This window comes from Candidatus Accumulibacter meliphilus (assembly GCF_036625345.1).
Classification (GTDB): domain Bacteria; phylum Pseudomonadota; class Gammaproteobacteria; order Burkholderiales; family Rhodocyclaceae; genus Accumulibacter; species Accumulibacter meliphilus.
The window spans coordinates 56,875-70,051 of sequence record NZ_JAZKTZ010000015.1 but is presented as its reverse complement, the minus strand read 5'-3'; the positions used below and the strand labels follow the sequence as shown (position 1 = coordinate 70,051).

Annotated in this window: 9 protein-coding genes, 1 tRNA gene and 3 pseudogenes; 7 read left to right on the top strand and 6 right to left on the bottom strand. The window is 65.3% G+C overall.

From position 1 onward, the window contains the following. Window positions 1-95 precede the first annotated feature (95 nt). Both V5B40_RS22525 and V5B40_RS22520 read right to left on the bottom strand, forming a co-directional pair. Window positions 96-641, bottom strand: a complete 546-nt coding sequence (locus V5B40_RS22525; RefSeq protein ID WP_332356655.1) for a hypothetical protein — start codon at window positions 639-641, stop codon at window positions 96-98. A gap of 205 nt (window positions 642-846) precedes the next feature. Beyond that, window positions 847-1,182, bottom strand: coding sequence for a c-type cytochrome (locus V5B40_RS22520; RefSeq protein WP_332356654.1), 336 nt, complete (start codon window positions 1,180-1,182; stop codon window positions 847-849). Window positions 1,183-1,426: 244 nt separating this feature from the next. On the opposite strand from V5B40_RS22520, the gene V5B40_RS22515 reads away from it, so the two are divergent. Beyond that, entirely contained in the window at window positions 1,427-2,179 is a 753-nt protein-coding gene (locus V5B40_RS22515) for an SDR family oxidoreductase (protein WP_332356653.1), read from the top strand. 71 nt (window positions 2,180-2,250) lie between these two features. After that, window positions 2,251-3,108 carry a pyruvate, water dikinase regulatory protein gene (locus tag V5B40_RS22510; protein WP_332356652.1) on the top strand — a complete coding sequence of 286 codons (858 nt, stop codon included), beginning with the start codon at window positions 2,251-2,253 and terminating at the stop codon, window positions 3,106-3,108. Window positions 3,109-3,167: 59 nt separating this feature from the next. On the opposite strand, the gene V5B40_RS22505 is transcribed toward V5B40_RS22510, so the two are convergent. Further along, complete coding sequence (locus V5B40_RS22505) at window positions 3,168-3,500, bottom strand: c-type cytochrome (RefSeq protein ID WP_332356651.1); 333 nt, start codon at window positions 3,498-3,500, stop codon at window positions 3,168-3,170. Window positions 3,501-3,608: 108 nt separating this feature from the next. After that, a pseudogene (locus V5B40_RS22500) lies at window positions 3,609-5,276 on the bottom strand (cytochrome D1 domain-containing protein). A gap of 239 nt (window positions 5,277-5,515) precedes the next feature. On the opposite strand from V5B40_RS22500, the pseudogene cobA reads away from it, so the two are divergent. After that, window positions 5,516-6,265, top strand: a pseudogene (gene cobA / locus V5B40_RS22495) (uroporphyrinogen-III C-methyltransferase); the annotation flags it as partial. Window positions 6,266-6,307: 42 nt separating this feature from the next. Here the strand turns inward: cobA and V5B40_RS22490 are convergent. After that, on the bottom strand, window positions 6,308-6,907 hold the full coding sequence (locus V5B40_RS22490; protein ID WP_332356659.1) for a prenyltransferase: 600 nt from the start codon (window positions 6,905-6,907) through the stop codon (window positions 6,308-6,310). A 38-nt stretch (window positions 6,908-6,945) separates the two neighbouring features. On the opposite strand from V5B40_RS22490, the gene V5B40_RS22485 reads away from it, so the two are divergent. Then, the gene (locus tag V5B40_RS22485) at window positions 6,946-7,248 is read left to right on the top strand and encodes a hypothetical protein (RefSeq protein ID WP_332356650.1); all 303 of its coding nucleotides are present in this window, start codon (window positions 6,946-6,948) and stop codon (window positions 7,246-7,248) included. 144 nt (window positions 7,249-7,392) lie between these two features. Here the strand turns inward: V5B40_RS22485 and V5B40_RS22480 are convergent. Then, a tRNA-Leu gene (locus V5B40_RS22480) sits at window positions 7,393-7,479 on the bottom strand. Between the two features lie 175 nt (window positions 7,480-7,654). Between V5B40_RS22480 and queA the strand changes: the two are divergent. The 3 genes and pseudogenes from queA (at window position 7,655) to V5B40_RS22465 (ending at window position 12,985) form a co-directional block, all read left to right on the top strand. Further along, a pseudogene (gene queA, locus V5B40_RS22475) lies at window positions 7,655-8,712 on the top strand (tRNA preQ1(34) S-adenosylmethionine ribosyltransferase-isomerase QueA). Window positions 8,713-9,073: 361 nt separating this feature from the next. Continuing rightward, window positions 9,074-11,107, top strand: coding sequence for a hypothetical protein (locus V5B40_RS22470; protein WP_332356649.1), 2,034 nt, complete (start codon window positions 9,074-9,076; stop codon window positions 11,105-11,107). A gap of 345 nt (window positions 11,108-11,452) precedes the next feature. Next, entirely contained in the window at window positions 11,453-12,985 is a 1,533-nt protein-coding gene (locus tag V5B40_RS22465) for a DEAD/DEAH box helicase (protein ID WP_332356648.1), read from the top strand. Window positions 12,986-13,177: the final 192 nt, after the last annotated feature.

Here is a 13,177-nt window from a genome sequence, read left to right as displayed (position 1 = left end):
CACAGCCACCCTGCTCCCGTTTCCAGCGACAAGGGTAGCGCCAGAGGCGTCGTTACTCACCGTACCAAGCGCCGCATCCGCGGACCGGTACACGCCTACCCATGTTCGCCGTCGCTATCCACAACGCTGATTTCGAGCACCTCACCGTCGATCGCCTGCGAGTCGACCACCCGATGCAGGAACTGATAGGCCACCCGCCATTGCACGCGCCCGCACAGCAGAGTCACCGTCTTGTCGTTGAGACGAATGACCTGGCCACTTCTTTCCTGCTGATCGCGGCCGACGAAGCCGACCATCTCGCCGACAGCGACCTCATTGCGACCCAGCCCCTGGCGCGGCTGCTCGCGAATCTCGACGTCGGCCCCATCGACGTTGATTGCGGCATACTCAATCAGCCAGCGCGTTTGCGTCGCAATCTCCAGAACCAGCACGCGCTTGCGACGCAGTTCGATGATTAGTGCGCTGGAGCTCGCGTTTTCCCTCGGCTCGAAATAGGAAATCGTCTGCCCGACGCGCAGCCGCGAACGAATCGAATCAAGCCACTGCGGCTGTTCGAGTACGCGGTCGATCCCCGCCCGCATCCGGTACAGCTCGAAGGCGGAAGCCTGATTGAGCGCTTTGAGCACATCGGAGAAATTCATTCTGGAGCCTCTTTGTGGGAACTGGTGGGTGGCAGTCGAAGCGTCGCAGCCACTACGGAGAACATCGCCGCCGTGGCTGCAAACCTGCCCAGCGGCCCAGTTACCGATTGTATCGCCGCGAAAGCCTTTGCAGCGACCCCGGGCGGACAGCGAACGGCCGAAACTTGCAACATCGCGGGTGATCCCTTCGCGCCCTTCCTGGCAGCTATTCCTCGGGGAATCTCACCATCAACTGCTGCACGATCCACGTCGCCTCGGCTTCCGTAAGAAAGCGATGCCACGGTGGCATTGCCGTCCCCGGGCGACCGCCGTAGATGGTGGCTACCAGTGAGTCGACGGGCTTGTCGCGCAAGGCCTCGGGCGTCAGGGCCGGACCCAGGCCACCGTGCAAGGTCATGCCATGGCAGGAACCGCAGTCCTGACGAACGAGGTGCACGAGTTGCTTCTGGCGTTCGGGGGTCGGTGCCTCAGGCTGAGGAGCAGCCTCGGCAAAAGCGCCGCGGGAAACAAGCAGCAGAGCGAGAACAAGAACGATGGGCATGGTCTGCGAGTCGGTAGGGTTGGGCTCGGTGGCGCCTTGGCTCGCCCTCTTCCGCGCTAACGAGAAGAAGGCGGCGAGCCGGCATTTTATCCGAAGACGGCCTTGAAAACGGCTCGCGCGGCGTCCGATCGCTGTCCATACGGCACAGCAGTGGCAGTTTGCGCGCTCGTCTCGCACGGCCCATAATGCGCGCTGGCATCCGCGGCTGATGGCGGCGGGAAACAGATACAGCGGGAGACAAGCAATGGATCTTTGGACATGCCCGGCAGTGGTCACCGGGGCAGCATCGGGCTTGGGCGCAGAAACGGCGCGTTATCTCGCCGAGGCGGGAGCCAAGGTGACGGTCATCGACATCGATGCCGTCGGCGTACAAAAAGTTGCCAACGAGATCGGCGGCCTGGCCATTCCCTGCGATGTCGCCAATTCACTCGCTGCGGAGGAGGCCCTGGCGACGGCGCGCGATGCGCACGGCGCGGCACGCGTGCTGGTGCACTGCGTGGGCCGCGGCCACTCGGAGCCGACAGTGGGTGTCAATGGGCCGATGCCGCTCGAGGACTTCCGCCAGCTAGTTGAAGTGAACCTGATCTCGACTTTCAACATGATGCGCCTCGCCGCTGCCGACATGGCGCGCCTGCAGCCGCGCTCAAACGGCGAACGCGGCGTCATCCTGTCGACCGCTTCGGTCGCCGCCTATGATGGGCAGAGCGGCGAAGCGGCCTATGCGGCGTCGAAAGGCGGCGTGGTGAGCATGATCCTGCCGGCGGCGCGCGAACTCGGCCCGCTGGGCATCCGCGTCGTCGGCATCGCGCCCGGGCTGTTCGGCACGCCGACCCTGTTCGCCATGGAAAAGAACCTCGATTCGCGACTGGCACACCAGATCCCGTTTCCGCATCGCTTCGGCGATCCGTCCGAGTTCGCGATGCTGGTCCTGCACGTGTTGAAAAACGTGATGATCAACGGCACCGTGCTGCGCCTCGACGGTGGTCACCACCGCTGAACACGCGCCACGACGTAGCCAGCGATAACCGCCACCACTCACCCGTCAGCGTTGGCTGGTAAAGGATGCTTGTGAGCAAGACCCTCGTATTGCACCTCGTCTCGCATGCCTCGGGCGAACTGGTCGAGTTGCTGGCGCGTAACGCCATCGCTCAGTTCGCAGGGCTGGAAGTCGAGCGCCGACTATGGAAGATGGTCCGTCACCTCGGCCAGGTGCCCGAGATTCTTGGCGAAGTGGCGCAGAGGCCGGGCTACGTCCTGCACAGCATCAGCCACGCCGACGTCCGGCAGGCGCTCGAAGAGGGTTGCGACCGTCTGCTCGTCCCCTGCCAGTTTGCCCTCGAACCGCTGATCACGAACCTCGCCGAGTACTCCAACACGACTGTTCAGTTCCACAGCAGTTCCGGCGACGCTTTCGACGAAGACTACTACAGCCGCATCGAGGCCATGAAATATACCCTGGCCCACGACGACGGCATTGCCAGCGAAGATCTCGACGGCGCCGACGTGATCGTCGTCGGCGTCTCGCGGGCCACCAAGACACCAACCTGCATGTACCTGGCCTCACGCGGCATCAAGGCCGCCAACGTGCCACTGGTGCCGTTCTCGCAGCCGCCGATGGGGCTGCTGAAAGCAAAGGGACCGCTGATCGTCGGGCTGACGGTGGACCCGACACGGCTGGCGCGCGTCCGCTCCGCGCGCTTGCGGTCATGGGACAACGAAGACAGCCAGTACAACGACTTCAACGCCTTGCGCAAGGAGGTGCAGGACGCGCGTCGCCTGTTCGTCGCGCGCAACTGGCCGGTGATCGACGTCACCCACCGCTCGATCGAGCAAGTGTCGGCAATGATCATCGATCTGCTCAGGGCACGCGCCAACGACGCGCCCACTATAGAGGGAGGCGTCGCGGGCGTTCCGATGCGCCTGTGAGAGCCGTTTCTTGCCGCCCGTCGACCTGTCGTTGCTGCTTGCTGCCGCCAGGCTTGAGATCAGGAATCCGGCAGGGTGAGAATCCACTTGACCAGGATACGGATGTTCTCCTTCCCGGCGCGCTTGTTGGCCGACATGTAGTCGTCACCCCAGACGCCACCGCCGCCCGTATAGACTTTTTCCACCAGCACTTCCTCGACTTCCGGTTTGCCGCGATAGCGTTTTGCGACATCGCGCCAGGCGGGGCCACGTACTTTTATCTCCACGTCGTGGCAGCCCAGGCACCGACTCTCGTCGGCCAGTTCGAGCATGGCCGGGTCGACCGGCGGTGGTGCGGCGAGCGCCAACTGCGAGCACATGGCGGCCGATAGCAAAAAGATGGGCACTTTCATTGTCGATTCCTTGTGGCAGTTGAGGTGCCGGGAATTATGCCGGCAATCGAGCCAAAAAAAAACCGGGGGGCCATGGCCCCCCGGTTCAGAACAGGCGCTCAGCAGAGATCAGTAGACGTCGTGCTGGGTGTTGTAGACGTTGAACTTGCCGGTCGGCGTGACCAGACGTGGGTCCTTGATCACTTTCTTGACCGTACGCGTCTTGTCATCGACGACGACGATTGCCGACGGCTCGGTCTTGTTGCCGGTCCAGACAGAGAACCAGATTTCGTCGCCCGCTTCGTTGTACTCGCCATGCACCACGCGCTGGTTGCCTTTGGTCTTGCCGAGATCGGCAGCAGCAGCCAGGTTGATGACCTGCGACTTGGCGTCCGGATTGCCGAGCTCGTCGATGTTATAGACGGAGACCGAACCGGCCAGCTCAGGATCTGGGTTCAGCGGCGCGTCCGCCCAAAGGTTCTTGGACTTCGGATGCGTCTTCACGAACAGCGAGTTGGCACCGTGGTTCTTGAGTTCCTGAACGACTTTCCAGGCTTGCTCCGGATGGCCTTTGGGATCAGTACCGATCAGAGTGATCACGTCGGCACCCAGGTGCGACGTTGCCCAGACCGGACCGAACTTCGGATGGACGAAGTTGGCACCACGACCCGGATGCGGGATCTTGGCAGTGTCTACCAGTGCCGCCAGCTTGCCTTCCTTGGTGTCGACCACGGCGACCTTGTTGGACGCGTTGGCCGCAACGAGGAAGTAGCGCTTGGTCGAGTCCCAGCCGCCGTCGTGCAGGAACTTGGCCGAGTTGATGGTCACTTCCTTGAGGTTGGCAATGTCGGAGTAGTCAACCAGCTTGATCATGCCGGTTTCCTTGATGTTGATCACCCACTCCGGCTTGTCGTGCGAAGAGACGATCGAAGCCACCCGCGGCTCCGGATGGTACTCGCCATCGACCGTGACGCCACGCGTCGAGACCAGCTTCAGCGGCTCGAGGGTTTCACCATCGAGAATCGCGTACTGCGGCGGCCAGTAGGCGCCGACGACTGCGTACTTGTCCTCGTAGCCCTTGTACTTCGAGGTGTCGACCGAACGCGCTTCGTAGCCGGCCTTCATCGTGGCGACGATCTTCGGCTCTCGTACCACATGTCGATCAGATCGTAACGACCGTCACGGCCAATGACGTGAACGTAACGCCCGGAAGCCGAAATGCGCGAGATATGGACCGCGTAGCCGGTCTTGACGATACCCCAGATCTTCCTTGGTGTCGCCATCGATCAGGGCCACTTCGCCCGAGTCACGCAGGGTGACCGCGAAGACGTTCTTCAGGTTGACGTTGTTCATCTGCTTGGTCGGGCGCTCGGCGACCGGCACGACCAGCTTCCAGCTCTCCTTCATGTCCTTCATGCCCCATTCCGGCGGCACGTCGGCCGGCATCTGGACATACTTGGCCATGTCGGCGAGTTCCTTCTTCGACAGGATGTCGTCGAAGTTGGGCATGCCGCCCTCGGTACCGTAGGTCATGATCTTTTCAAGGCGCGACGAACCGAGCTTGGTGGTGTTCTGCGGCTCGAGATTCTTGCCGGTCGCGCCCTTGCGCAGCATGCCATGGCAGCCGGCGCAACGTTCGAAATAGGTCTTGCCGGAAGCCGCCTTGTCCTCGGCCGACAGCGTCGGCGTCTCGGCAGCCGGCGCTGCGGCGGCCTTCTCGGCCTTGGCCGCGAAGGCCACATTCATGGCCAACGGCAGTGCTGCCAGCATCAATACGTTACGAATTACCTTCTGCATGCTTGTTTCCTCTCCTCTTGAAATTTCTCGACTGTCGCCCGGGTCATCATCCGTGTCAGACTCGGCGCAGGATGACACGCCTGCATAGGTCCATTCCTTGACCTCCATCAAATATCAGTGATGCGCAGAAAGCCTATGGTCGCGTCCGAGTTGAAAAGCAAGGCGACGGGCGCTTATGCTTGCACCTCAGCCAAAAAACCGGAAAACAAGGAATGATGCAAACACCCTCCTCCCCGCCAGTCGGAACCGTCTACATCGTCGGCAGCGGGCCCGGTGACCTCGACCTGCTCACCCTGCGTGCCGCGCGGCTGATCGGCGAAGCGGACGCCATCGTCTACGATCATCTGATTGCCGAAGGGGTCCTCGAACTGGCGCGTATGGACGCCGAGAAAATCTACGTCGGCAAGAAAAGCTCCAATCACACCGTGCCGCAGGAGCAACTCAATCAACTGCTGGTTCGTCTGGCACGTGCTGGCAAGAAGGTCGTTCGCCTCAAGGGCGGCGACCCCTTCATTTTCGGGCGAGGCGGCGAAGAGATCGAAGCCCTGGTCGACTCGGGCATCCCTTTCGAGGTCGTTCCGGGAGTGACCGCCGCCGCCGGCTGCGCCGCCTACGCCGGCATCCCGCTGACGCATCGCGATCATGCCCAGGCGGTGGCCTTCGCGACGGGCCACCTCAAGGACGGCACGATCAATCTCGACTGGCCGGCGCTTGGCCCGTCCGAAGCTGACCGTCGTCTTCTACATGGGCGTCGGCGGCCTCGCCGAAATCTGCCGCCAGATGATCGCCCACGGCCTGCCGGCCAGCCATCCGGCGGCCGTCGTGCAACATGGCACGACGCGCCGGCAACGGGTGTTGACCGCCGATCTGGCAACCCTGCCGGCGAACGCGTCGAAGCCGCCGGCATCGGCTCGCCGGCGCTGATCATCGTCGGCACCGTGGTTCGCCTGCAGGAGAAGCTGGCCTGGTTCAGCCGCCGTCAGGCAGCGCCACCTGATGCTGGCACCGGGCGCCGTCCCTTGCAGCCCCGCTCAGACGACCATCGCCAGCGCCAGGAGAAGCGCGTAGACGAACTGCAAGCGGGCCGTGCTGGCCAGCAATTCGTTGAAGAGCGGACCCGCGGGCTCACGCCGGAAGCGCTGCAGCAGCCGCAACGCTGGCAGCAGTACCAGCAGCGGCAGGGCCAGCCAGAGCCCGCGCCCGGCATCAGCAGCGCCAGCACGGCAAGAACAGCAAGCGGCAGCAGCAGTTCCAGCCGCATAGACCCATTGCGTGCCTCGCCGGCCGACGACGACCGCCAGGGTCCGCCTGCCGGCCCGGGCGTCGGTCTCCAGATCGCGGTAGTTGTTGACCGTGATCACCGCCGCAGCGAACAGCCCGAGCATGGCCCCGGCCAGCAGAGCGGCCGGGCTGATCGACAGCGTCTGCAGGTAGTAGCTGCCGCCCACCGCGGCCAGACCGAAGAAGAGCACGACGAACAATTCGCCGAGCGGGGTATAGGCGATCGGCCATGGGCCGCCGGTGTAAGCCCAGCCGGCGAGCAGCGACGCCAGCCGATGACGACGATCGGCCAGCCGCCGTGGTAGACGAGATAAATTCCGAAGTTGAACGCCAGCGCCAACGCGAGCCACGCCGCGCGCCGTACGGCGACGTAGCCGGCAGCCAGCCCATGGCCGTCACCCGCGGCGGCCCGAGGCGATCGGGCGTATCCGCTGCCGCGCTCGAAATCGCCGACGTCGTTGTGCAGATTGGTGCCGATCTGGATCAGCAGCGCGGCGAGCAGGGCAACCAGCGCCGGCTGCCAGAGCAGCCGCCGGTCTGCGACCAGGCGACAGCATGGCCAACGATCAGCGGCGCGACGGACACGGTCAGCGTCTTGGGTCGGATGGCAAGCCACCAGGCGCCGAGAGGCGATGGCGGCACGGCAGGTTCAGCATTGCGCGGAGAGTCGTCGGGGGTCGTTGCGATTTGAGGAGTTCAGGGCTTTTGCCGCCCACCCTCTGGCGCAGCGCCGGAAAAGGTGCCGGTTTTTGCGGCATGCGCCCAAATGACCAACAAGGCAGCCCCGCAAATGATGAAACCAAACTTTAACCCGCATTTCTGCGGGTTAACTGATTGGTGCCGAGAGGGGGAATCGAACCCCCACGATGTCACCATCGGCGGATTTTGAGTCCGCTGCGTCTACCGATTCCGCCATCTCGGCCTCGGCCCGAAGTTCGCGGGCCAGAAGAGCTGCGGATTATCGCTGATTCTCCGGCCGCCGACAAGCTACAAAATCGCCTGGCCAGCAACAAGGCACGCCGCCAGCCATCCCCAGCCTGCTCTTCCCTGGCCAGCCCCCCTAAAACACCTAAGCACCTAAGTACGCTACGCACCCCATGCTCACCCTTGACGACTTTGACTTCGACCTGCCGGGCGAACTGATCGCCCAGCACCCGACTGGCGAACGCAGCGCCAGCCGGCTGCTGCAGCTCAGCGACGGCGCGCTCGCCGATCAGCGCTTCACTGCCCTTCCGCGGTGCTGGCTGCCGGCGACCTGCTGGTGTTCAACGATACGCGCGTGATCCGCGCCCGCCTCCTCGGCCGCAAGGAGAGCGGTGGCCAGATCGAAGTGCTGGTCGAGCGCATCGTCGATGCTCGCCACGCGGTGGCGCAGATCCGGGCCAGCAAGTCGCCGAAAACCGGCAGTCGGATCATTCTCGAAGACGCGATCAGCCTGGTCGTCGACGGCCGTAGCGGCGAACAGGGTGAGTTCTTCGACCTGCACTGGCAGATGAGCGGGCCAACGGCGGGGCAGACGAAGGCGACCTGTGGACGCTGATCGAAAGGACACGGCCGCTTGCCGCTGCCGCCCTACATCACGCACCCCGCCGGCGCCGACGACGAAGCTCGCTATCAGACCGTTTTCGCGCGCCACCCCGGCGCCGTCGCGGCGCCGACAGCCGGCCTGCATTTCGACGATGCGCTGCTCGCCCAACTCGCACAGCGTGGCGTCGAAGTGGCGTGGTTGACGCTGCACGTCGGCGCCGGCACCTTCCAGCCGGTGCGCGTGCATCACGTCGCCGAACACCGCATGCACGCCGAGCGCTTCGAGATTCCCCAGGCAACCATCGCCGCCATTGCCCGCACCCGCGCCCGCGGCGGCAAGTCGTCGCCGTCGGAACGACCAGCCTGCGCGCACTCGAAGCGGCCGCGCAGCGCGGGGAACTGCGCGCCGGCCCCGCCGAGACCGATATCTTCATCACCCCCGGCTACGAGTTCCGTGTCGTTGACCGGCTGATCACCAATTTCCACCTGCCGAAGGTCGACCCTGCTGATGCTGGTTTCGGCGTTCGCCGGCGTCGACGCCATTCGTTGTGCGTATCGACACGCGATTGCCGAACGCTACCGCTTCTTCAGCTACGGCGACGCGATGCTGCTCACCCGCGGCAGCTGACATCTGACCGTCTCCCACAGAACCACGCACCTGCCACCATTTCCGCAGCTCACCCGCCAATGAACAGAACTGCCCTGAACGCCGCCGCCTCTAGAAATGCTCGACCGCCACGGGCTGACGCCCGACCAGCACAGGGTCGCACTGGCCAGCGCGCTGCTGTGGACTTTTCGCACCAACACCGACCTGCACCGGGCTGCTTTCGCTGAGTGGCCTGCAAAACAGCTCGGGAAAGGCCTTTACTGCCGCCGACGTCAAGGCGGCGACCCAGAAACTGCGGGAAAACGGCCTGCTGGTCGACGATCCCTCGCGGGCAGCCACGTTTCACCTCGTCGATGCGCTGCGCACCGCGCTTTACCGGCAGTTGCTGGAAAGCAGCCAGGGCGACTCGCTGCCCCGCCTGATCGCCGACGTCGACCGCTTTGACCCCACCCGATCGGCGTACTACTGGCCTACGGGGAGCATCCCGACGACCATCGCCTACGTTCGCGCCAAATTCCTCTCGGGCGCTGCCAGCGAAGAGCTGTCGCACCTGCGAAGCGTCCTGGGCCGGTCGCTGGACTGGAACGTGATCGTCGGCGAAGCCATCCTCTGGCCCTTTGACGGAGAGAGTTTCCAGCGCATCGAGCCGATCTGGCGCTCGCGGCTGGCCTATCAGGCGATCGCCAGCGTCTGCATCTTCTCTGCGCAGGCCTACCTGCCGGTCGCCGACTGGGCGGTAGAGGCCTTGGCCGACGATCGCGAGGCCTTGTCGACCGATCTGCGCCTGGTCCTCGGCGACCTGGCCATGCAACGCGGCGAAAGCGCCCTGCTGGAAGCCGCGCTGGAGGGACTCGACGACGGATTGAGCGCCGCGATTCGTGCCGCCAGGCTGGTCATCGACGGGCAGTGGGGTGCCGGGCAGGCGGCATTCGAAGCGGCGCTCAAGCAGTGCAAGAGCGAGCTCGGCGGTGCTGGCAAACACCTGCTGCCGGACAGCGTGGCCTGGTTCTATCCGCTGTCACTTCTGGCGCAGGCGACGCCCCGGCACCTCGAACTGGCGCGCAAGTTCTGCGTCGCGGAGTCCGGCAAGCGGGCGCCCAGCCCTTACGCCGGCTGGGGACGCTGGGTGCATGCGATCGACGTTCGCCTCGGCAAGGCGCCGCTCGAACGAGCCGCTTTCCGGCCCACGCGCGACGTCGAGGCGCGCTGGGTGCTCGACTCCCTGTGGGCAGTGCTGCTCGCCGCCTGGCTGGGTCGCGAAACGATCGCCGAAAGGAATCCGCAAACGGTAGCGGAGCAGTGGCGGGCATCGATCGACCTCCTGCGCCAGGACCTTGACAGTTGCCGACTAAGAACGCTGACCCACATCCTCGACGGCAGCCAGGCCGTGCTCGAAGGACGCGATCCGCCTGAGCGTTTTTTCATCGCCAGTGGCGGCGAGCAGTGGCAGGAAATCCTCCTCGCGCTGCAATCCCTGGGCGGCAATGCAGCGGCCAGCGGCAACGGCGAAACGACGCGCCTGCTGTGGGAACTCGAGATCGGCAGCCAGGGTGACCTGCTCGCCGTCACGCCGCTCGAACAGAAGCGCGGCCAACGCGGCTGGGGACGGCCGCGGCCGCTGAGCCTGGCGAGAATCGCCGGCAACCCGCAGCTGGCCGGCGCCGATCTGAAAGTCGCTCGCGCCGTTCGCCTCGAACACGGCTACCGCAATCGCTACCGCATCGATCTGGCAGCCGCCATCGCCGCCCTTCCCGGCCACCCGTGCATCGTCCTGCCGGGCGCGGCAGAGCAGTTCGTCGACTTGAGCGAAGCCGCTCCGGAACTCGAGCTCCTGCGCGTCGACGGGCGCTACGTGATGCGCGTCGAGCCGCCGCTGCGGGCGCCGGTCGCGGCCAATCCATACTCAGTGCCAGACGCCGACGAGCGTCGTCAAGCGGAGGCCCTGCGGCTCGTCACGCTGGTCGCGGATGGGCCACAGCGCCTGCGGCTGGTTCGTTTTTCGCCGGCCCAGCAGCAGGCTGCGCAGCTCGTTTCGGGTCGTTTTTCAGTTCCCGCCGACGCGCCGAACGCGCAGGCAGAAGTGGCCAAGACCCTGCAGGCACTGGCCACGCATTTTCACGTTCATGCCGACCCGGCACAGGCGACGCGGCAGGTGCCCAGCTACTCCCGCCTGCGCGCCGAACTCTCGCCGCTCGGGGACGACCTCTCGCTGCGCCTGGTGGTCGCACCGCTCGGTGCGGACGGTCCACGCCTGCCAGCTGCCGCCGGCAGACTGCGCCTGATGGCGGTGCGCGGCAGCGAAACGGTCGGCACCGAGCGCGACCTGAACGAGGAGCGCCAGCATCTGGAATCGGTACTCGACGCCCTGCCCTTTCTCGACAGCGGCGAGCGCGATGGCGCGGCAGCGAGTGGCTGATCGAAGACCCGGAGGAAGCACTGGCGGTGGTCGAAGCACTGCCGACCTTGCCGGCGATTGCCGCGGTGGACTGGCCGAAGGGCAAGAGCGTTCGCGTGCTCACCCTCGACAGCCGCCAGCTGGGCGTGAAAATCAGCCGTGAACGCGATTGGTTCCGCGTCGCCGGGCAGGCGACTCTCGACGAAGGGCTGGTCGTGCAGCTGGAAACTCTGCTCAGCGCGGCCCGCGCCAAGAGCCGTTTCGTGCCCATGGGCAACGGCGTTTACGCCGCCCTGACGCGCTCGCTGAAGCAGAAGCTGAGCGATCTGGCAGCGGTGCTGGAAACCGACAAGGAACGGTGGCAAGGTGCCGACCATCGCCGCCGCCTGGCTCGACGAGATTCTCGACGGCACCGAACTCGACGCCAGCAAGGACTTCCGCCAGGCCATCGACCGCCTGCGCCAGGCGCAGGCCCTGACGCCGAAACTCCCCAGCCTGCTGCAGGCCAGCCTGCGCCCGTATCAGGAAGACGGCTACCAGTGGGCGATCCGTCTGGCGACTGCCGGCGTCGGCGGCTGCCTGGCCGACGACATGGGCCTCGGCAAGACCCTGCAGGCGCTCGGCGTGCTTCTCGAACGCGCCGCTGGCGGCGCCGCGCTGGTCATCGCGCCAACTTCGGTCTGCGGCAACTGGCTGGCAGAAACACTGCGTTTCGCACCCAGCATCAACGTCCGCATCTACAGCGAAGCGAGCGACAGCGAACGCGAGGAACTGGTCACCAAGGCCGGACCGCAGGACCTGCTGATCGTCTCCTACACGCTGCTGCAACTGGCCCAGGAGCGCTTCGCCGGGCGCACTTGGCATACCCTGATCGCCGACGAGGCGCAGGCGATCAAGAACGCCGCCGCCAAGCGCTCGCAGGCGGTCTTCGCCCTCGACGCCGACTTTCGTCTGGCGCTGACCGGCACCCCGGTCGAAAACCGCCTGTCCGATCTGTGGTCGATCATGCGCTTCGCCAATCCCGGCCTGCTCGGCAGCAGCCGCCGCTTCGACGAGCGCTTCGCCGGCCCGATCGAACGCAACCGCGACCGCGAGGCACAGCACGTGCTCAAGCGTCTGGTCGGCCCCTTCGTTCTGCGCCGCACCAAGTCCGAAGTCCTGCAAGAGCTGCCGGCGCGCACCGAGCTGATTCTGACGGTGACCCCGGAAGCTGCGGAAGCGGCACACTACGAAGCGCTGCGCCGCGAAGCCGCGAACGAGATCGACGCCAGCCTCGACAGTGCGCCGCAAGCGCAAGCGCGCTTCAACATCCTCGCCCAGCTGACGCGCCTGCGTCGTGCCGCCTGCGACCCACGCCTTTGCAGCCCCGAACTCGGTATCGTCGGCGCCAAGGTGCAGGCTTTCGCCGAACTCGCCGCCGAACTGGTTGCGAACGGACATAAAGCGCTTGTTTTCAGTCAGTTCGTGGACTTTCTTGCAATGTTACGCGAACAGATGGATGCGGCCGGAATCGCCTATCAGTACCTCGATGGCAGCACTCCCGCCGCCGAGCGTACGCGGCGCGTCGCCGCTTTCCAGGCCGGTGACGGCGATCTCTTCCTGATCAGCCTCAAAGCCGGTGGCTTCGGGCTCAACCTCACCGCTGCCGATTACGTGGTCATCACCGATCCGTGGTGGAACCCGGCCACTGAAGACCAGGCCATGGGTCGCGCGCATCGCATCGGGCAGCTGCGGCCGGTGACCGTCTATCGCCTGGTCACCAAGGGCAGCGTCGAGGAACGCATCGTCGAGCTGCACCACGAGAAACGCGCCTTGGCCGAAAGCATCCTCGAAGAAGGCGAAGCCAGCGCCCTGCCCTCGACCGAGGATCTGGTGGCGCTGATTCGCGGCGCGGGCTGATTCGCGACGCCTGGACCAAATTCGCGGCGCGGGCTGATTCGCGACGCCTGGACCAAATTCGCGGCGCGGGCTGATTCGCGACGCAGGCGGTGACCACTCCCGGCAAATAGTCATTTGCCTTGACCGGAAGCGCCGATTTTTCTATCCTGCCGGGGGTACGCGCGGGGCGGCGCAGCCGCCCAAGTGCCCGCT

Bases quoted from the DNA above. Each gene is read 5' to 3' on its own strand.
- V5B40_RS22525 (WP_332356655.1), bottom strand. From the start codon at position 641: ATGAATTTCTCCGATGTGCTCAAAGCGCTCAATCAGGCTTCCGCCTTC.
- V5B40_RS22520 (WP_332356654.1), bottom strand. From the start codon at position 1,182: ATGCCCATCGTTCTTGTTCTCGCTCTGCTGCTTGTTTCCCGCGGCGCT.
- V5B40_RS22515 (WP_332356653.1), top strand. From the start codon at position 1,427: ATGGATCTTTGGACATGCCCGGCAGTGGTCACCGGGGCAGCATCGGGC.
- V5B40_RS22505 (WP_332356651.1), bottom strand. From the start codon at position 3,500: ATGAAAGTGCCCATCTTTTTGCTATCGGCCGCCATGTGCTCGCAGTTG.
- V5B40_RS22485 (WP_332356650.1), top strand. From the start codon at position 6,946: ATGGCCGTCACCCGCGGCGGCCCGAGGCGATCGGGCGTATCCGCTGCC.